We start from the raw sequence: 18,542 nt of genomic DNA, 5'->3' as shown, positions 1-18,542 counted from the left end.
GGGTGCTGGGAGCCGTTGGCCGGGCTGTCATTCGTGCGGGTCCGACCGTCGATCGGGTCAGCGCTGCCACCGTCCGTTCGGCGCGCCGGGGGCGGGCTGCTGCTGCCAGGGTGCGATGGGTCCGCCCGGGGTGGGCTGCTGCAGGTGGGCATTGGGCGCGCCAAGAGCGGGCTGGTGCTGCCAATTGGTGTGGGGGGCGGCGAGAGCGGGGTGCTGCGGGTGGGCGCTCGGGCCGGGATGCTGGGGCCACTGGCCGTGGGGCTGCTGAGGCTGGGGGGAGCCCATTTTCTCGGCGTTCGCGCGGGCGATGAGGCCGGTGACTTGGGGTACGGCGAGGGGCGTCGATGCGCCGCACCAGGTGCATTCCATGTAGTGCTTGTTGCCGAGTGGGAGGATCGGGATGAAGAAGATTGTGAATGTGGTGGCGAGTCTGCGCAGGGCGTGTGCGGCGGGGTTGCCGCAGCGGCCGCAGACCAGGGTGATCATGGCGAGTGTGTGGAGACGCCGCTGCCAGCCGAAGATCAGCATGTGAAACCCCCGAAGAAAGAGAATTTAATATCGGTCACAGTAGTGGATCGGCCGGGCTGTCTCCGTAGTTAACGCACGGCCACCCCTGCGGTTTGCGCGTATGGCCCAAATGCTGCGGTCTTATCCATGGGTCGATATCCAATGGCTTTGCTTATAAATTGCTGGAAGCGTCCGAACTCAGGCGCATACAGCCGTTCGCAGTCGGCCCCGAGACCGTTGCCCGCACCAGCCCGTCATCCGAACTCCGCCGCGCCGCCGACGCCAGCGACACCGGCTCCCCTACGAAACACGTTGGGCCGCCTTCGCCGCCGCGACCCACGCTTGGTCCTGCCGTTGGCCTGCGACCTCGCGGTCATGAGCGCCGCAGGTGACCGCCGGATATCACGCCGTCGGCGCGGCACAGATTTGGGAAGCCGCAACGGTGTCGAGTCCGCGACGAGCGTGAATCGTCAAGTACCACACCAGAACTGCGGCCACAACAAGCAGCGCACCGACGCAGGCCGCCAGACCGACCCATCCTCCCTTCGCATATGCGATGCCTGCAGTACCGCCGATGACGGCGCTGCCGAGGTAGTAGGTGAACAGGTACACCGACGATCCGGCGCCACCGGGAGCTATCGCGCCGACCCAGGTGCTCGCCACCGCGTGGGCACCGAAAAACCCTGCGGTGCAAAGGGCTATCCCAAGGATGACCGCGATCAATTGATCCGGGATGCTGACCAGGACGCCGACACCCATCAGCGCGACGGATGCCGCGAGCACGCGGTGCTTGCCGATGCGATCGGCCCAACGTCCGGCAGCGGCAGAGGCAAGTGTGCCGGCCAGGTACAGCAGGAACACCGAACCCGCAACGGCCGCAGGTAATTCGAACGGCGGCCGGGTCAGCCGATATCCGAGGAAGTTATAGATCGATACGAACCCGCCGACCAGTACGAAGGCCAACCCGAACAGCGCAAGCAGCCCGCCGTGCCGCAACGGCGCGCCGATATCGCGCAGCACGGTACGCATTCCGGCGGGTCGAGCGACGAACCCACGCGACGGTGGCAACCCGCGCACGAACCAGACGGTGCACCCGGCCGCCGCAACGCCAACCGCGGCCTCGGCCCAGCGCCACGAGGTCAGATCCAAAGCGAATGCCGGAATCAACCGCCCGGACAACCCGCCGATCGACGTGCCCGCGACATAAACGCCCATCGCCGCGCCCAACCCGTCGCCACCGATCTCTTCCGCCAGATACGCCATCGCGACGGCAGGCACTCCGGCCAACGCCACCCCCTGCAACGCCCGCCCCACCAACAGCACCTCCAGCGATGGACTCAGCGGCAGCAGCAGACCGATGGCCGCCGACATCACGGCCGACCCCGTCATCACCCTGGTCCGCCCGATCCGCGAGGACAACGCACTCACCGGCACGATCGCCAACGCGAGAAACCCGGTGGTCAACGACACGGCCAACGCGGCCTGCGCCGGAGCGACCCCGAATGCCGCCGACAGACTCGGTAGCAACGCCTGCGCGCTGTACATCGACACGAAGGTGGCCAGCCCTGCGGCGAACAGCGCAGTAGTGATCCGACGTTCGTGCGATCTGCTGGTCGAGCGGATATCCGTGCTGGTCATGGCACCAGAATCGACACTCGTCATTAAGAAGGGAAATGAATAGTAATCTGGTTTCTAATGCACTAGACGCATAAGGAAAGGTCTGTACGTGCTGGGTGACGACCTGCTGTGGTTCACGACACTGGCCGAACTGGAGCGCGTCGGCGCGGCCGCCGAGCGGCTGCACATCGCCCAGCCGACGCTCTCGCGCATGCTGGCCCGCCTGGAGCGCCGTCTCGGTGTCGAACTCTTCGACCGCCACGGAAAACGCATCGTGCTGAACGAATTCGGCCGGACCTACTACGAACACGCCCGCCGCGCCCAGTCCGAACTCGATGCCGCCACCCAGGCCGTCGCCGACCTTGCCGATCCCGCGAAAGGCGTTGTCCGCCTGTCGTTTCAGCACTCCTTCGGCAGCTGGCTGATCCCGCAACTGATCGGCGGTTTCCGCCGCGGATCCTCGCGCATATCGTTCACCCTCTGGCAGGGTGCGTTCGACGCGGTAATCGATCAGATAGTCGACGGCACAGCGGATTTGGCGATCGTGTCGCCCCGCCCGTCGGCCCCGGGTATCGGTTGGCGCAAACTGCTCGCACAGCCGCTCGCGCTGGCCGTGCCCGCGGAACATCGGCTCGCCACCCGCCGACAGATACGTCTCGCCGAGCTCGGCGACGCCGAATTCATCACCATGCATCCGGGTTTCGGTATGCGCCGGATTCTCGACGAACTCTGCGCCGCCGCGAATATCCGCCCCCGCATCGCCTTCGAATCGAGCGATCTGCTCACCGCCGCGGGTCTGGTCGCGGCCGGACTCGGCGTCGCGCTGCTCCCGCTGGAAGGTCCCACGCCCGCAGCCGGTTCGCTATCGGGCATCGTGACTGTCCCGCTCGCCGATGCCGCAGCGGCCCGCGATGTGGGGCTGATCTGGTCGGCGACCGCCCCGCCATCGGATGCAGTGCGGCGATTTCGTGACTTCACCGAGGATTGGGCACGCCGGCGCGGGGGAATCCAGATGCCACGACGGTAGGCAGCGATCAGCAGGCAATCGCCACCCCATCAGGTCCCGCGGTAGCCGTTTATTCACTGCCTGTTGTCAGTGGGGCGCGTTAAACTTTCATCAACGACGCAGCAATTCGAGACCGGAAAGCAGGCTATAGCCACTTTTGAGAACACAAGGCGAGATCGGCGACCCGACTACCCCCACTGCAGGCGGGAGTTTACCCACCCCACCGACTTCGTCGGCCTCCATCCCCAGGGGTGCAGACAACGGTACGGGCCCGGCAGCGCGCACCGTGCGTTCCAGCATCGAACTCGCTCCCGAATCCGTGTTCCCCTTCCTCGGTTCGGCCGACCAGAACCTGCGTGAACTCGAGCAGTTGCTGGATGCGGATATCCATGTCCGCGGCAATTCCGTCACTCTCACCGGCAAGGCGGCCGATGTCGCGCTCGCCGAGCGGGTGATCGAACAGCTCGTCGCGCTGACCGGTCGCAATCGAGTGGTGACCCCGGAGGCGGTGCGCCACACCGTATCCATGCTCACCGAGGGTTCCTCGGAATCCCCGGCCGAGGTGCTCAGCCTGGACATTCTGTCCCGGCGCGGTAAAACCATCCGGCCCAAGACACTCAACCAGAAGCGCTATGTCGACGCGATCGACGCCAACACCATCGTGTTCGGCATCGGGCCCGCGGGTACCGGCAAGACGTATCTGGCGATGGCCAAGGCCGTGCAGGCATTGCAGTCCAAGCAGGTCAACCGGATCATCCTCACCCGTCCCGCGGTCGAGGCGGGCGAGCGGCTCGGCTTCCTGCCCGGCACGCTCAACGAGAAGATCGATCCCTATCTGCGCCCGCTCTACGACGCGCTGCACGACATGATGGATCCGGAGGCCATTCCGAAGCTGATGGCGGCCGGTGTCATCGAGGTGGCACCGCTGGCGTACATGCGAGGTCGCACGCTGAACGATTCGTTCATCATTCTCGACGAGGCGCAGAACACCACGGCCGAGCAGATGAAGATGTTCCTCACCCGGCTCGGATTCGGTTCGAAGATCGTGGTGACCGGTGACGTCACCCAGGTCGACCTGCCCAATGGCGCGCGCTCGGGTCTGCGCGCGGCGAGTGAGATCCTGACCGGCATCGAAGATATCCATTTCGCCCAGCTGACCAGCAGCGATGTGGTTCGGCACCGGTTGGTCTCCGATATCGTCGACGCCTACGAGCGGGCCGAGGCCGAGCGGGTAACCCAGGTCGGACCGCACTATCCGGGCAATCGCGCACAGCGTCGCGCCGCGAGCCGGGGAGATCGGCGATAGTGCGTCGGACGTGTCCGGGCCAGCCGCGCGGTGCGGGCCCGGGCACACCGAATACCCTGATCAGGTGAGCATCGAGATCGCCAACGAGTCGGGTGTCGACGTACCCGAAGAAGACCTGGTCAGTGTCGCGCGATTCGTGATCGGCCGGATGGACGTGCATCCGGCGGCCGAGCTGTCGATGGTGCTCGTCGATCTCGACACCATGGCGGATCTGCACATGCGCTGGATGGACCTACCCGGCCCGACCGATGTCATGTCCTTCCCCATGGACGAACTGGAGCCCGGTGGTCGACCGGACAGTGCCGAACCGGGTCCGTCCATGCTCGGCGATATCGTGCTGTGCCCCGAATTCGCCGCAGGCCAGGCCCGCAAGGCCGGTCACTCGCTCGATCACGAACTCGCGCTGCTCACCGTGCACGGCGTGCTCCACCTGCTCGGCTACGACCACGCCGAGCCGGAGGAGGAGAAGGAGATGTTCGCACTGCAGGCACGACTGCTAGAGGAGTGGTACGAGAGCCTGCGCGAGGCTCAGCGGCGCGCCGAATTGGCCGAGCGCGATGCCCGGCTGCTGGGGAAGGCCGGTTTCACAACGCCCGGTGAGGCGCTAGGCCCCGCGTGAATTCGCTGACCCTGATCCTGCTGGCGGTTCTGCTCGTCCCGGTCGGCGGGGTGTTCGCCGGAGTCGATTCGGCGCTGAACACCGTGTCACCGGCGCGTCTCGACGATATGGTGCGGGCGGAGCGGCCCGGCGCGGTGCGGCTGACCAGGATCGTGGCAGATCGGCCGCGATATGTGAATCTGCTTGTGCTGCTTCGTATTCTGTGCGAGATCTGCGCGACGGTGCTGTTGGCGGCGGCGCTGATTCCGCTGTGGGACGACAATTGGGCGCTGCTGTTCACCGCGGCCGTCATGGTGCTGGTGGACTATGTGGTGATCGGGGTCGGACCGCGCACACTGGGCCGTCAGCACGCTTACTCCATTGCTTTGGCCTCGGCGCTGCCGCTGCAGTTCATCGGCACGGTGCTCGGTCCGGTCAGCAGGCTGCTGATCCTCATCGGTAATGCGATCACCCCGGGTAAGGGATTTCGCAACGGCCCCTTCGCATCCGAGATCGAGCTGCGGGAAGTCGTCGAGATGGCCGGTGAACGCGGTGTGGTGGCCGACGACGAACGCCGCATGATCCAGTCGGTCTTCGAGCTCGGCGATACCCCGGCTCGCGCGGTCATGGTCCCGCGCACCGAAATGGTCTGGATCGAGGCGGATAAGACTGCGGCACAGGCGATGTCGCTTGCGGTGCGCAGCGGTCACTCGCGCATTCCGGTGGTCGGCGAGAACGTCGACGACATTCTCGGCGTGGTGTACCTGAAAGACCTTGTGCCGTACGCGGACAGGAGCCGTAAGGTGCAGGTACGCGACGCCATGCGCCCGGCGGTGTTCATGCCCGACTCCAAACCGCTGGACAGCCTGCTCGACGAAATGCAGCGCCGCAGAAACCATATGGCGCTACTGGTGGACGAATACGGCGGCATTGCCGGGTTGGTGACCATCGAGGATGTGCTCGAGGAGATCGTCGGTGAGATCGCCGACGAATACGACACCGACGAAACCCCGCCCGTCGAAGACCTCGGCGAAGGCCGTTACCGGGTTTCGGCACGACTGTCGGTCGATGATCTGGCCGAACTGTACGGCCTGGAAATCGAGGAGGAGGACGTCGACACCGTCGGCGGCCTGCTCGCCCACGCATTGGGCCGGGTGCCGCTGCCCGGCTCCAAAGCCGTCGCGCACGGCCTGTTGCTGCGCGGCGAAGGCGGTGCGGACGCGCGGGGACGGGTGCGGGTGCACACCGTCGTGGTGCGCAAGGCGCCGGAGAAATCGCATGCCGAGAAGGCCAACGGCAGGCGTAAAAGTAACGGATCCGAGCGGGAAGTCCCGACCGATCGTGATGAGAACGGAGACAGCGAATGACCGAATTGGACGCCGAGGACACCAAACTCGTGGTGCTGGCCAAGGGTGCGCTCGGCCGCACCGGCGGCAACTCGGGTGCCGCGATCCGCGATACCGACGGCCGCACCTACGCGGCCGGTGATGTCGCCCTGCACTCCCTGCGACTGACCGCCCTGCAAGCCGCCGTCGCGGCCGCGATCTCCAGCGGCGCAGAGGGATTCGAAGCCGCGGTTGTCGTCAGCGGCAAACTGTCGGATGCGGGCGTCTCCACGGTTCGCGAGGTTTCGCCCGAGGCGCGCATCGTCTTCACCGACCGCTCCGGTGCGGTCTTCGAGATCGTCGACGATGCCGCGGGCGCGGAGGTGCAGGGTGGCTGATAAGTCCACCGAATTCCGTTCCGGCTTCGTCTGTTTCGTCGGCCGCCCGAATACCGGCAAGTCGACGCTGACCAATGCACTGGTCGGCCAGAAGATCGCGATCACCTCCTCGCGCCCGCAGACCACCCGCCACACCATCCGCGGCATCGTGCACCGCGAGCACGCCCAGCTCATCCTGGTCGACACCCCAGGTCTGCACCGCCCGCGCACGCTGCTCGGTCAGCGCCTGAACGACCTTGTCCGCGATACGTATTCCGAAGTCGACGTGATCGCGCTGTGCATTCCCGCCGACGAGAAAATCGGACCCGGCGACAAGTGGATTCTGCAGCAGATCAAGCAGATGGCGCCGAAGACCACCCTGCTCGGTGTGGTCACCAAGATCGACAAGGTGAGTCGCGACCAGGTCGCCCAACAGCTGATGGCGCTGTCGCAACTGCTCGGCCCGGAACACGATGTCGTACCGGTTTCCGCCGTCAAAGGCGAACAGGTCGAGGTTCTCGTCGACGTCATCGCCTCGAAAATGCCTGAGGGCCCGGCCTTCTACCCCGACGGCGAACTCACCGACGAGCCTGAGGAAACCCTCATGGCCGAGCTCATCCGCGAGGCCGCCTTGGAGGGCGTGCGCGACGAACTCCCGCATTCGCTCGCCGTGGTCATCGAAGAAGTCCTCCCGCGCGAAGAGAACGAAGACATGCTCGACGTGCACGCTTTGCTCTACGTCGAACGCCCCTCGCAGAAGGCCATCGTCATCGGCAAGGGCGGCGCGCGCCTCAAAGAGGTAGGCACCAACGCCCGCAAGCAAATCGAACACATCCTCGGCGTCCGCATCTACCTACACCTGCACGTCAAGGTCGCCAAGGATTGGCAGCGCGACCCGAAACAGCTGGGCAAGCTCGGGTTCTGACGCAGGGATATCCCCAGAACCGGGGGACCTCCTCGAACGCTGGTGGCGGAACGCACCGGTCCAGCACCCGAGGGGCTTGTACCGTCGTAGTACGGAACAAGGCGACGGCGGCGCTACCGGCGAGCCTCACCGTGCGTCGCCAAGGGGGTGCCCGTCATTCTGGGCGGCGCGGAGTGCGTGCGCGGCAACGGTGTGATCGGTACCGAAGCGCCCACCATCGACTTTCAGGAGCTGTGCGGTGAATTGCCCAGGCTCGTAGCGGATCTCGCTGCCTACCCCGATCTGGCTCCCTACCATCCGTCGTGGCCCGGCGACCGCACCGGATTGGCGTACGACGTGGCCGGTGTGATCCTGCAGGCGGTCCGCGCCAATCGCGCCCGGCCCGAGGGCGCCCGCGATGTCAATCGCGCCGCCATCGCACTGCAACTGCGCGGCACCGACTGTCTCGGAGTCACCGGGACGCTGTACTTCTCCCAAGGTCGGGTCGCCGACGACTCGACCATCGGGATCCTCGTCGCCACCGGCCTCGGGAAGTCCGACCAGCCGCGGCAGTGCTTGCTGATGTATCCGCAGGGCGTCGTCAACGGCCGGGGTCCGGACGGGTGCCCGGCGGGCACCAAGAGCGACAGCGAGGTCTGGACCCCGCACGATCGGTGAACTCACCACCACTGTTCGGGGCGATTGCGGTCCCAGCGGAGTTCCGATTCCAGTTGTGCCGCAACGGAAACAAGCAGTGGCTCGGTGTTCGCGGTGCCCATGAGTTGTGCGCCCACCGGCAGGCCGGTGTCGGTGAAACCGGCCGGGACGTTCACCGCGGGCCAGCCGAGTACATTCCAGGGCCAGGTGTACGGGCAGGCGGCCGTGATGAGGTCGTTGGTGGCGTTGACGCCGATGCCGTCGATTTCTTCGGCACGTGGCGGGGGAGTCGCGGTGGTGGGTGCGAGCACCAGATCGTAGTCGCGGAAGAAGCCGCCGATTCGCTTGTGCAGCAACGTTTCCGCCTGACGCGCCGCGAACAGTGCCGGTCCACTGAGCGCGCGGCCGAACCAGACGTTCGCGGTGGTGCGCGGATCCACTTGTACGCCAGGCATTTTGTCGTAGGCGTGGCGGACGCCCGCCAGCGAGCGCGGCAGGAAGGACGCACCGATCATGACGCCGTAGTGCAGATCCGCCACGGTTACCGAATGACCGAGGCGGCGCAGTGTGATGGCGATGCGCTGCACCGCGACTTCGACCTCCGGATGCAGCGCGGTTCTGGTGGCGGTGAACGGGATTCGCAGCGAGAGGGCGATACGCAGTCGTCCCGGATCGCGGCCGACCGCATCGGAGACGGTGAGCGGTTCGGGCGTGTGCAGATCGCCGGGATGCGGTCCGGCGGCGGTGTCGAGCAGTAATGCGGCGTCGGCGACGGTGCGGGCCAATGGTCCGTTCACGGTGAGGCCGTGGAATGCCTCGGCGGCGGGCCAGGTGGAGATGCGGCCGCGCTGTGGTTTGATGCCGACGAGATTGGTCCATGCGGTCGGGATGCGGACCGAGCCCGCGCCGTCGGAACCCAGTGCGGCGGGTACCAATCCGGCCGCGACGGCGGCCGCGGAACCGCCGGATGAGCCGCCCGGTGTGTATTCGGCACCCCATGGGTTGCGAGTGTGGCCGAAGGCGGCGCCGCTGGTGAACGGCAGTTGGCCGAGTTCGCAGGTGTTGGTCTTGCCGACGATCACCGCACCGGCCGCGCGTAGCCGTCGAACCGATTCCGCGTCTTCGGTTTTCGGCGGCAGCTCGCCACCGCAGCCGAATGCCGTTGCCTCACCGGCGATATCGGTATCGTCCTTGATCGCGATCGGCACGCCGAGCAGTGGGAGTCGTTCGCCGGCGGCCAGGCGTTCGTCTGCCGCGGCTGCCTCGGCGAGTGCCTTTTCGCGCCGGACGATGCGGAAGGCGTTCAGTGTCGGCTGACTCGCCTCGACCCGGTCCAGTGCGGCGCCGACCGTGGCCACGGAGCTGATCCTGCCCTGCGCGAGGGCGGCCGCGTGGTCGGCGAGGCCGAGTTCGGCGGTCTCGAATGGGCGCAGGGTGGCGTCGGACACCGTCATGTGAGCTCCGTCTCCTTCGATCTTTCGTTGCACGGTAGCGCGGGAGCTGGTCAATCGTCCACATCGGCTCCCGAATCTCCACCCCAGGTAGGAGGCAGAGCTGTAGACATACATACCGTATGTATGTAATGGTGGACACGAACTGCGAACACATGGAGGAACCATGGGAATCAGTACGTCACTCGGCCGCACGCATGAGGTGGATCTCCCTGGCGGCCGCATCCGGTATCACGACACGGGGGAGGGCGCGCCGGTCGTCTTCGTGCACGGCCTGCTCGTCAACTCCGATCTCTGGCGCAATGTCGTCCCCACCATCGCTGCGGCGGGCTATCGCTGTCTCAGTCCGGACCTGCCGCTCGGCTCACACGAAATCCCTGTCCCCGCAGCGGATCTCACGCCCACCGGGGTCGCCGATCTGATCGCCGACTTTCTGGAGCGACTCGACCTCGCCGATGTCACCGTTGTCGCCAATGACACCGGCGGCGCGATCACCCAGTTGTTGCTGACTCGTCGTCCGGAGCGGATCGGCCGCGTCGTGCTGGCGTCGTGCGACGCCTACGAGGCGTTCTTCCCGCCTGCCTTCGCGGTGCTGCCCCTGCTGGCGCGGGTACCCGGCTCGCTGCGGCCGCTGACCGAGTTGATGCGGATCCGCGCACTGCATCGGCTGCCGATCGCCTTCGGCTGGGTGACAAAGCGCCCGGTTCCGCCCGAGATCGCCGACTCCTACCTGCTGCCGAGCCGGAATTCGGCGGCGATCCGCAAGGATCTGCGCCGGTTCCTGAAGACCGTGCATCGCCGGTACACGCTCGAGGCCGCGACCCGATTTCCGGCGGTGCGGGTTCCGGTGCTGGTCGTATGGGCTCGCGAGGACAAGATCTTCCCGGTGAAATTCGCCGAACGCCTGGCCGCCGACCTGCCGAACGCGACCCTGAAGTTCATCGACGACTCCTACACCTTCCTGTCCGAAGATCAGCCCGAGTTGCTCTCCGAAACGATTCTGGAGTTCACTCGGGCGCATGCAACGCCGTAGTCAGGAGGATCGCTCCCGTGCCACCCGAGCCGCGCTCGAGCAGGCCGGTCGCCGGTTGTTCGCCGAGCGCGGTTTCGCGGCGACCTCGGCCGAGGAACTCGTGACCGAGGCGGGAGTCACCCGCGGCGCCCTGCACCATCACTACGGCGATAAGCGCGGCCTGTTCCTGGCCGTGCTCGAAAAAATAGAGATCGAGACCACGCAGGAAATCGAAAACGCCATCGGCGCAGGGAATCCCGATGACATTCTCACCTCGATGGCTATCGGTCTGAATGTCTTCCTGGAAATCTGTCAGCGCCCGGAGATGATCCGCATCACCCTCTACGACGGCCCCGCGGTCCTTGGCTGGCAGGCGTTTCGAGAGTTCGAGGCGCGCCATGGGCTGGGGTTGGTCATCGCCCAATTGGAACGCGCCCGCGACGCGGGGCTGATCGCCGATGCGCCGATTCAGGTCCTGGCCCAGCTGATCTTCAGCGCGGTCACCGAGGCGGGGTTGATCGTTGCGCACGCCACGGATAAGGCGGCCGCGCAGACGCAGGCTCAGCAGTCCCTGATGCTGCTCATCGGTGGGATTCTGCGGACCCCCTAGCGGATGGGGAAGTCGAAGTAGGTATTCGGGAAGGGTTCGTTCTTCAGGGTGAAGTGCCACCATTCCCCGGCGAGATTGGTGAAACCATGCTCGGCCATCAGATTGGTCAGCAATTCCCGCATCGCGCGCTGAGTGCCGCCGATCGAGAGGTCGGCCGTATGGGCCAGCGGGTCGAAGCAGTCGTAGCCGGTGCCGAAGTCGAGGCTGTTGTCCCGGAAGCGCTGGTCGGCGGGCAGTGTGCAGGCGCGCAGCGGATCACCGCCGTGATACTGCTCCTGATCGGTGGGCGGTAGCGCGACGATCGTAAGATCCAAGGTGCTGCCCCGGCTGTGCCCGGACTTCTCCGCGATGTATCCGTCCCGGAACAGATTCGCCTTGTCCACCGTCGGATAGAACTCCGCCCGCATCTTGGTATCGCCGAGATCCTTTGCCCAACTGACGAATTGGTCCACCGCCCGCTGCGGCCGGTAACAGTCGTAGGTCTTCAGCCCCAACCCCATCGGCCGCAATTCCCGCTGCACTTCCACAAGCGCGGCAGCCGCCTCTTTCGTCAACAAGCACTTGGGCGCTTCATACCCATTGATCCGCGCACCGATGAAGTTGTGCTCCCCGAAGTACCGCGCATCGACAACGATCGTCGAATCCAACTCCGTCGCCGAAACGAACGCCGTCTCATCGGCCGCACGCGAACTCGGCTTATCCCCACACCCCGCGACCCCGACAGCCGCGACCGCCGCCAAAACCACTGAGCAGAACCGAATTCCGCGCATTCGTAGATCATAACCACGCAGCTACATTTCCGAGCCGAGTTCGGCCCGCAACCGCCCGCCCAACTCCGCCGCCTCCGCAGCCGACCAAGCGATCACCCCGTTCTCCGCCATCAACGCATGAAACTGCTGATGCTCATACGGCGTGCCAGGAGTGAGCGGCTGCACATGCCAGTGCAGGTGTGCGTTCCCCTGCTGACTGCCGAGCGAGAGCAGATAGGTGCGTTCGGACGGCACGACGGCTTCGACAGCACGAGCGACCCGATGAACCACCGCCTGCAATCGCAGGTACGCGTCCTGATCGAAATCCCGAACCACATGCTCGATATGCGCCTTGGGAGCTACCAGCACGTGCCCGTACATCGTCGGATATCTCCCGAGAAATGCGATATGCGTGCCGTCGTCGAGGATGACCTCATGCTCCGACCCGGGGGCACCCGCGACCAGGTCGCAGATGAAGCATGCGCCTGATCGGACCCGCTCTTGATAACCCGCCAGATCGAAGGGCAACCGATCTTCACGCACGATTTCCTCCTGATCAGGCCTCATCTGTTGACGCTATTGGCCGCGTCTGGGGTGGGGGGCGGGCGTTCGTGGGAGGATGGCAGGGTGCGGTTGTACAGAGACGAGGCGGTGGTGGTTCGCCAGCATAAGCTGGGGGAGGCGGATCGCATTGTCACGTTGCTGACGCGGCAGCACGGGTTGGTGCGGGCGGTGGCCAAGGGGGTGCGGCGGACCAAGTCGCGGTTCGGGGCGCGGTTGGAGCCGTTCGCGTACGTGGACGTGCAACTGCATCCGGGGCGCAATCTCGACACGGTCACCCAGGTGCACACCATGGAGGCATTCGCCGCCGATATCGTCGACGATTACGGCCGCTACACCACGGCCTGCGCGGTACTGGAGACCGCGGAGCGGCTGGCCGGTGAGGAGCGCGCGCCCGCACCGAAGCTGCACGCATTGACCGCGAGCGCGTTGCGGGCGATCGCCGCCAAACAGCGCCCGCACGAGCTGATCCTCGACGCATACCTGTTGCGCGCCATGGGTTTTGCGGGCTGGGCACCCGCGCTGGACGAATGCGCGCGCTGCGCGACACCCGGCCCGCATCGCGCCTTCCACGTCGCGGCGGGCGGCGCGGTCTGCGTGCACTGCCGCCCGCCGGGGTCGGCCACTCCGGCCCCTGGCGTGCTCGATCTGCTGGTCGCTCTGCTGAAAGGCGAGTGGGATTACGTCGAGCAGGTCCCCGATCAGATCCGCAGACAGGCCAGCGGCCTGGTCGCGGCGCATCTGCAGTGGCATCTCGAGCGTCAGCTGCGCACCCTTCCGCTGATCGAGCGTTCGCATTCGGCAGGCGCGGCGACCGGGCTGGAGTCGTCAACCGCCGCACAGGTGGGCTGAGTAGGCGAGACGTCGTCACAATCCCTCCACAACCATCAGGCAGGATAGGTGCCGTGATCCTCCGTCGAGACTCTGCCGCGCCGACCAGGTCGACCAGCGCACGGTCGGGTGCCGAACGCACCGTCCGCCCGCCGTCGCCGCATCCATCGGGGGCAACGCCGCCGGAACTGCCCGCGGAGTTGGTGCCCAAGCATGTGGCGCTGGTGATGGACGGCAACGGTCGTTGGGCGCAGGAGCGCGGGCTGCCGCGCACCGCGGGGCACGAGCGCGGTGAGGCGGTCCTGATGGACACCGTCGAGGGCTGCATCGAGATCGGCGTGAAGTGGCTCTCGGCCTACGCCTTCTCCACCGAGAACTGGCGGCGCAGCCCGGAGGAAGTGCGCTTCCTGATGGGGTTCAACCGGGATGTCATCCGTCGCCGTCGCGACGAGATGCACGAGATGGGTGTGCGAGTGCGCTGGGCCGGGCGGCGACCGCGCCTGTGGCGCAGCGTGATCAACGAACTCGAGACCGCGCAGGAGCTGACCAAGGACAACACGGTGATGACCCTCACCATGTGCGTCAATTACGGTGGTCGCGCCGAAATCGCCGATGCGGCAAGGGAAATCGCGCGTCGTGTGGCCGCGGGTGAGATCGATCCGGAGCGGGTGACCGAGGCGACGATCGCCAAATACCTGGACGAGCCGGATATGCCGGACGTCGACCTGTTCCTGCGCCCTTCCGGCGAATTCCGCAGTTCGAACTTCCTCATCTGGCAGTCCGCCTATGCCGAATACGTCTACCAGGACACGCTGTTTCCCGATTTCGACAGGCGCAACTTGTGGGAGGCCTGTCTCCAGTACGCTTCGCGTGATCGCCGCTTCGGGGGGACCAAGTGAACGGCGGCAGCAAATGAACGGCGGCACCGACATGGACGCAGCAGTCACCCCCGAACAAGAGCTACAGGCCCGCGCCGGTGCCTGCCTATCGCTCTACGACGTCGATGTGCGCGTCGACCCGGAGGGTTCGATCGGCTTCGAATACGAGGGCGCGCTGTGCTCGTTGCGCGCGGTAACGCTGGCACCCGGCCTGGATGTGCTGACGCTGACCTGCGTGCTGGCCTGGGACCGGCCGCTCAAGCCGCAGCTGCACAAGCGAGTCGCCGAGCGCAACAGCGCGATTCAGTTCGGTTCGATCACGCTGATCACCCGCGGCAACCAGGCCGATGTCATGCTGCGCTACACCTTCCCGGCCGCCGGTCTGGACGATCAGGCGCTGGCGACCATGCTGCTGCTCGTGCTCTCCGGCGCGGGTAAAGCGCGGCAGGGACTGCTGCCCTGAACCGCTGACCGCATGACAGATGTCATGGCAGGTTCGTGACACTCGTGCGAGGTACCGGCCCCCGGTTTGGGTGACCGTTGAGTCATGACTTCGGCACTGACATCCACGGCCATTTTCGCCGCGGCGGGCGGCTCGGGCAGGCACCGGGCGTCGTCCGCGATCGAACTGCGCGACCTGCACAAGAGCTTTCGGCTCCCGGGCGGCGGCGAGGTGCATGCCGTCGACGGACTCGACCTGGTGGTCGCACCGGGGGAGATCGTCGCCTTCCTCGGCCCCAATGGCGCGGGTAAGACCACCACAATCGATATGTTGCTCGGGCTGGCCACGCCGGACTCCGGCAGTGTCCGGGTTTTCGGCGGACCACCGGCGGAAGCGCTTGCGGCAGGCCGTATTTCGGCGGTCATGCAGTCCGGTGGGCTACTGCCTGATCTGACCGTCGCCGAGACTGTGCAACTGGTGGCAACCCTGCACGCGCATCCGCGTTCGGTCGATGAGGTGCTCGCGCGCGCCGGTATCGCCGATATCAGCGGTCGGCTGGTCGGCAAATGCTCGGGCGGCCAGAAGCAGCGCCTGCGATTCGCGCTCGCGCTGCTGCCGAATCCGGACCTCATCGTGCTCGACGAGCCGACCACTGGCATGGATGTGGAAGGTCGCCGCGAGTTCTGGAATGCGATGCGCGAGGACTCCGATCGCGGCCGCACCGTCCTGTTCGCCACCCATTACCTCGACGAGGCCGACGCATACGCCGACCGGATCGTGCTGGTGCGCGCGGGCCGGGTCGTCGCCGACGGAAGTGCCGCCGAGATCAAGAACCTGGCCGCGGGACGCGCCGTCAGCGCGACACTGCCCGGTGCCGATCCGGCCCGCCTGCTCGCGGTCCCGGGCATCGATGACGTCGAGCTGCGCGGTGACCGAATCATCGTGCACACCAAGGATTCCGACGCAATCGCCCGCTATCTGCTCACCGAGACTGCGGCGGTCGATCTCGAAATCACCTCGCACAATCTCGAATCCGCATTCCTTGCGCTCACCACCGGAGACAACTGAAATGACCACCCTTGCCCCACAAGCTGTTTCGACGCGCGCCCCGCTCGGCGGCTTCAGCCTCAGCTTCCTGCGCCTGGAACTGCGTCGCATGCTGCGCAATCGGCGCACCATGATCTTCACGCTGGTCATGCCGCCGCTGTTCTTCGTCATCTTCGGCCTGCAATCCGATTACCGGACAGAGTCTTTCGGATCGGGCAATGTGACCGGCTATGTGATGGTGTCGATGGCGGTGTACGGCGCGATGCTGGCCACCACCAGCGGCGGCGCCATGGTCGCGATCGAACGCGCGCAGGGCTGGAGCCGCCAATTGCGGCTCACCCCACTGCGTCCCGTCGCCTACATCGCCACCAAGGTCGCTGTTGCGATGGTGCTCGGGCTGGTCTCGGTTGCCGCGGTCTTCGTCACCGGGGGAATCTTCGGCGCCCACCTGACGGTCACCGCCTGGGTGAGCTGTTTCGTGCTCGCGTGGATCTGCTCGCTGGTCTTCGCCGCCTTCGGCCTGTTCGTCGGCTACCTGCTGCCCTCGGAGAATGTCATGCAACTGCTGGGTCCGGCCCTCGCGGGCCTGTCCTTCGCGGGCGGGCTGTTCATGCCGCTGCACGGCTGGTTCGAGACGGTTTCCAAGATCTTCCCGACGAACGGCGTCGCCACCTTGGCCCGCATGCCCTTCGGCGACACCAGCGGCGGGTCGATCGCACTGGCCATCCTCAATGTCGTCGTCTGGGCCACGATCTTCGTCGGTGGCGCGGCAATTCTCTTCCGCCGTGACACCGCACGCTGAACCATCCGGCACGATCAGCCGCCTACTCGCGAGGGTAGGCGGCTATGCCCAGTGCCCAGTGGCAGGAGCCATGCGGTCTCGGTCGGCCGTTGCGTGTCGGGCGCTGTTGTGCGGTGGCGGCGTGCGAGTTGATCACGTGATGCAAGGCTGGCGAACGAGCATGCCCGGCGATGCCGGGCGATGCGGCAGGGCGATGCGAATCGACCAGGCGGTGCGTGGGCTGTTGCGGCGATGCCGCAGGGGCAGGTCGGAGTGGCCGAGGATGCCGCGGGCCGATCGTAGGGTGGGTGGCTTACCGTGCCCAGTAGCCATGCGGTGCCAGTCCTACGCGGCGTCGCGTGGCCGTGCGAGGCCAGGCGGCCACGCCTTACGCGGCGACCGTGCGGCGCGGAAGTCCGGTGCGAATCGACCACCCGGTGCGCGGGGCTGTGGCGACGGTGCCGCAGGGGTCGGTCGAAGGGTGGCCGGCCGCGCCGCGCGGGCCGGCCACGCAATGCGGGGCGGCTGTGCGGCGTCACATGCCGGCGACGTCGTGCTAGCGATTCGGGCTATGTCAGGAGTAGGGGTATCGGCCGGTGCATGTTCGGTAGCGTCGAGCCTTGTGATCGACCACTATGCGCGCAATCGGAGCCGAGGTTCGGCGCGGGCGCTGTCGTTGCGGGAGTGGGCGTGAAGTCCGTGCTGCGCGGTGGTGTGGTATCCGAATTACTCGATCGGGTGGTCCGGGACGGCGGCATCGGGGCGAACACGAGGCGGCGTGGATGGTTCGGCGGGTTCATGTCGGTCATCTGGCTGTCGTACATGATCGGACCGATCATCCAGCGCTGGCGGGACGCGGATCAGCCGACGGCGAGTCTGGCTACCGCGACACTGTTCGCGTTCGCGGCGCTGATCGTCGGTTCCTTCATTGTCTTCCGGCGGGCCGATGGCACCAGCCGGTGGGTGGAACGTCCGGTCGATCGGCGCATGTGGCCGGTGCTCGTCGGTATGACAGCGTGCAGTGCCGGGTTGATGGCATTGCTCGGCACGGTCGCGTTGCCGACATTGATCTTTGTCGGCGTGATCGCGATCTTTCATATGCCCTCGCGCGAATCCGGTTATGTCGCGTTCACGGTGATGCTCGCGATGTTGCTCGTGCCGGTGGTGCTGCCGAGCCTGTCCGGAGTGCCGTTCTACGTTTCCTTCGTGCCCGCCCTGATCTGGGTGGCCAGGCCGCTCGGCCTGCGTGGTGAGCGGTTGACCGAGCTGGCCCGGCGGCAGCAGGCCGAACTCGCGATCGTCGAGGAACGCAACCGGGTCGCGCGCGACGTGCACGATATCCTCGGCCACTCGCTTACCGTGATCACGGTGAAAACCGAACTCGCGCAACGGCTTATCGATGTGGATCTGGCAAGGGCGAAGGCCGAGATGGCTGATGTCGAGCGGCTGGCGCGCGAGGCGCTGGCCGGAGTGCGGGATACCGTCGGCGGTCTGCGCGAGGTATCGCTGCGCGGTGAATTGGCCAATGCGCGAACCGCACTGGCGGCCGCCGATATCGACGCCGCGCTACCGGATGTCGTACCCGATACGCGCAACAGCGAATTGTTCGGTTGGGTGCTGCGCGAGGCGGTCACCAATGTGATCCGGCACAGTGCGGCCCGACATTGCACGGTCACGGTGACCGAGACGAGCATCGAGGTGGCCGATGACGGCCGTGGTCTGGGAGCAGTCGATTCCGGGTCGGGATTGTCCGGCCTGCGCGAACGGGTGCGGGCCGCCGGGGGAACATTGACGCTGTCGTCGTCCGAGGGAGGTGTTCGTGTTCGTGCAACGGTGCCCGAGTGAACCGGAAATGGGTTTGCACTCGTGCGGATTCTGCCGCG

General features: G+C 66.2%; 20 protein-coding genes. 15 read left to right on the top strand and 5 right to left on the bottom strand.

What is annotated here, in order from left to right:
- Positions 1-57: 57 nt before the first annotated feature.
- Both ACFYOW_RS22545 and ACFYOW_RS22540 read right to left on the bottom strand, forming a co-directional pair.
- The gene (locus tag ACFYOW_RS22545) at positions 58-528 is read right to left on the bottom strand and encodes a zinc-ribbon domain-containing protein (protein ID WP_387290825.1); all 471 of its coding nucleotides are present in this window, start codon (positions 526-528) and stop codon (positions 58-60) included.
- A gap of 381 nt (positions 529-909) precedes the next feature.
- Entirely contained in the window at positions 910-2,145 is a 1,236-nt protein-coding gene (locus ACFYOW_RS22540; protein ID WP_387290822.1) for an MFS transporter, read from the bottom strand.
- A gap of 88 nt (positions 2,146-2,233) precedes the next feature.
- Between ACFYOW_RS22540 and ACFYOW_RS22535 the strand changes: the two genes are divergently transcribed.
- The 7 genes from ACFYOW_RS22535 (at position 2,234) to ACFYOW_RS22505 (ending at position 8,318) form a co-directional block, all read left to right on the top strand.
- Positions 2,234-3,151, top strand: coding sequence for a LysR family transcriptional regulator (locus tag ACFYOW_RS22535; protein WP_387290819.1), 918 nt, complete (start codon positions 2,234-2,236; stop codon positions 3,149-3,151).
- 220 nt (positions 3,152-3,371) lie between these two features.
- Positions 3,372-4,436, top strand: coding sequence for a PhoH family protein (locus ACFYOW_RS22530; protein WP_387291413.1), 1,065 nt, complete (start codon positions 3,372-3,374; stop codon positions 4,434-4,436).
- 64 nt (positions 4,437-4,500) lie between these two features.
- On the top strand, positions 4,501-5,055 hold the full coding sequence (gene ybeY, locus ACFYOW_RS22525) for an rRNA maturation RNase YbeY (protein WP_040688009.1): 555 nt from the start codon (positions 4,501-4,503) through the stop codon (positions 5,053-5,055).
- Positions 5,052-6,401, top strand: a complete 1,350-nt coding sequence (locus ACFYOW_RS22520) for a hemolysin family protein (protein WP_387290817.1) — start codon at positions 5,052-5,054, stop codon at positions 6,399-6,401. Before ybeY ends, ACFYOW_RS22520 begins: the two co-directional genes overlap by 4 nt.
- Positions 6,398-6,757: a cytidine deaminase gene (locus ACFYOW_RS22515; protein WP_387290814.1), complete on the top strand. Its 360-nt coding sequence runs from the start codon at positions 6,398-6,400 to the stop codon at positions 6,755-6,757. Before ACFYOW_RS22520 ends, ACFYOW_RS22515 begins: the two co-directional genes overlap by 4 nt.
- A complete protein-coding gene (gene era, locus ACFYOW_RS22510; protein ID WP_387290812.1) occupies positions 6,750-7,661 on the top strand; it encodes a GTPase Era in 912 nt (303 codons plus the stop codon). Before ACFYOW_RS22515 ends, era begins: the two co-directional genes overlap by 8 nt.
- 147 nt (positions 7,662-7,808) lie before the next feature.
- Positions 7,809-8,318, top strand: coding sequence for a hypothetical protein (locus ACFYOW_RS22505; RefSeq protein WP_387290810.1), 510 nt, complete (start codon positions 7,809-7,811; stop codon positions 8,316-8,318).
- Positions 8,319-8,320: 2 nt separating this feature from the next.
- Here the strand turns inward: ACFYOW_RS22505 and ACFYOW_RS22500 are convergent, their stop codons facing one another.
- On the bottom strand, positions 8,321-9,751 hold the full coding sequence (locus ACFYOW_RS22500; protein WP_387290808.1) for an amidase: 1,431 nt from the start codon (positions 9,749-9,751) through the stop codon (positions 8,321-8,323).
- Between the two features lie 163 nt (positions 9,752-9,914).
- On the opposite strand from ACFYOW_RS22500, the gene ACFYOW_RS22495 reads away from it, so the two are divergent.
- The gene (locus ACFYOW_RS22495; RefSeq protein ID WP_387290807.1) at positions 9,915-10,781 is read left to right on the top strand and encodes an alpha/beta fold hydrolase; all 867 of its coding nucleotides are present in this window, start codon (positions 9,915-9,917) and stop codon (positions 10,779-10,781) included.
- On the top strand, positions 10,768-11,370 hold the full coding sequence (locus ACFYOW_RS22490; RefSeq protein ID WP_387290805.1) for a TetR/AcrR family transcriptional regulator: 603 nt from the start codon (positions 10,768-10,770) through the stop codon (positions 11,368-11,370). The genes ACFYOW_RS22495 and ACFYOW_RS22490 overlap by 14 nt, the downstream gene beginning before the upstream one ends.
- Here ACFYOW_RS22490 and ACFYOW_RS22485 read toward each other — a convergent pair.
- Positions 11,367-12,140 carry a M15 family metallopeptidase gene (locus ACFYOW_RS22485; RefSeq protein ID WP_387290803.1) on the bottom strand — a complete coding sequence of 258 codons (774 nt, stop codon included), beginning with the start codon at positions 12,138-12,140 and terminating at the stop codon, positions 11,367-11,369. The genes ACFYOW_RS22490 and ACFYOW_RS22485 overlap by 4 nt on opposite strands.
- Before the next feature lie 21 nt (positions 12,141-12,161).
- Complete coding sequence (locus ACFYOW_RS22480) at positions 12,162-12,686, bottom strand: HIT family protein (protein ID WP_387290801.1); 525 nt, start codon at positions 12,684-12,686, stop codon at positions 12,162-12,164.
- Positions 12,687-12,746: 60 nt separating this feature from the next.
- Between ACFYOW_RS22480 and recO the strand changes: the two genes are divergently transcribed.
- The 6 genes from recO to ACFYOW_RS22450 all read left to right on the top strand — a co-directional run bounded on the left by recO (position 12,747) and on the right by ACFYOW_RS22450 (position 18,504).
- A complete protein-coding gene (gene recO, locus ACFYOW_RS22475; RefSeq protein WP_387290799.1) occupies positions 12,747-13,532 on the top strand; it encodes a DNA repair protein RecO in 786 nt (261 codons plus the stop codon).
- A 53-nt stretch (positions 13,533-13,585) separates the two neighbouring features.
- Positions 13,586-14,410, top strand: coding sequence for an isoprenyl transferase (locus ACFYOW_RS22470; protein ID WP_063040848.1), 825 nt, complete (start codon positions 13,586-13,588; stop codon positions 14,408-14,410).
- Between the two features lie 31 nt (positions 14,411-14,441).
- Positions 14,442-14,852 (top strand): hypothetical protein, encoded by a 411-nt coding sequence (locus tag ACFYOW_RS22465; RefSeq protein ID WP_387290797.1) that lies wholly within the window; start codon positions 14,442-14,444, stop codon positions 14,850-14,852.
- Positions 14,853-14,936: 84 nt separating this feature from the next.
- Complete coding sequence (locus ACFYOW_RS22460) at positions 14,937-15,899, top strand: ABC transporter ATP-binding protein (protein ID WP_387290795.1); 963 nt, start codon at positions 14,937-14,939, stop codon at positions 15,897-15,899.
- A 1-nt stretch (position 15,900) separates the two neighbouring features.
- Positions 15,901-16,680: an ABC transporter permease gene (locus ACFYOW_RS22455; protein WP_387290793.1), complete on the top strand. Its 780-nt coding sequence runs from the start codon at positions 15,901-15,903 to the stop codon at positions 16,678-16,680.
- 669 nt (positions 16,681-17,349) lie between these two features.
- A complete protein-coding gene (locus ACFYOW_RS22450) occupies positions 17,350-18,504 on the top strand; it encodes a sensor histidine kinase (protein WP_387290791.1) in 1,155 nt (384 codons plus the stop codon).
- The last annotated feature ends 38 nt before the right edge of the window (positions 18,505-18,542 follow it).

The organism is Nocardia sp. NPDC006982, from assembly GCF_042869435.1.
In the GTDB taxonomy this organism is placed as follows: Bacteria; Actinomycetota; Actinomycetes; order Mycobacteriales; family Mycobacteriaceae; genus Nocardia.
The sequence above is the reverse complement of the archived record's forward strand: the minus strand, read 5'-3'. Positions and strand labels throughout refer to the sequence as shown.

Coding starts and splice junctions, on each gene's coding strand:
- ACFYOW_RS22465 (WP_387290797.1), top strand. CDS start 14,442: ATGGACGCAGCAGTCACCCCCGAACAAGAGCTACAGGCCCGCGCCGGT.
- ACFYOW_RS22495 (WP_387290807.1), top strand. CDS start 9,915: ATGGGAATCAGTACGTCACTCGGCCGCACGCATGAGGTGGATCTCCCT.
- ACFYOW_RS22455 (WP_387290793.1), top strand. CDS start 15,901: ATGACCACCCTTGCCCCACAAGCTGTTTCGACGCGCGCCCCGCTCGGC.
- ACFYOW_RS22460 (WP_387290795.1), top strand. CDS start 14,937: ATGACTTCGGCACTGACATCCACGGCCATTTTCGCCGCGGCGGGCGGC.
- ACFYOW_RS22490 (WP_387290805.1), top strand. CDS start 10,768: ATGCAACGCCGTAGTCAGGAGGATCGCTCCCGTGCCACCCGAGCCGCG.
- ACFYOW_RS22515 (WP_387290814.1), top strand. CDS start 6,398: ATGACCGAATTGGACGCCGAGGACACCAAACTCGTGGTGCTGGCCAAG.
- ACFYOW_RS22540 (WP_387290822.1), bottom strand. CDS start 2,145: ATGACCAGCACGGATATCCGCTCGACCAGCAGATCGCACGAACGTCGG.
- ACFYOW_RS22545 (WP_387290825.1), bottom strand. CDS start 528: ATGCTGATCTTCGGCTGGCAGCGGCGTCTCCACACACTCGCCATGATC.
- ACFYOW_RS22485 (WP_387290803.1), bottom strand. CDS start 12,140: ATGCGCGGAATTCGGTTCTGCTCAGTGGTTTTGGCGGCGGTCGCGGCT.
- ACFYOW_RS22500 (WP_387290808.1), bottom strand. CDS start 9,751: ATGACGGTGTCCGACGCCACCCTGCGCCCATTCGAGACCGCCGAACTC.
- ACFYOW_RS22480 (WP_387290801.1), bottom strand. CDS start 12,686: ATGAGGCCTGATCAGGAGGAAATCGTGCGTGAAGATCGGTTGCCCTTC.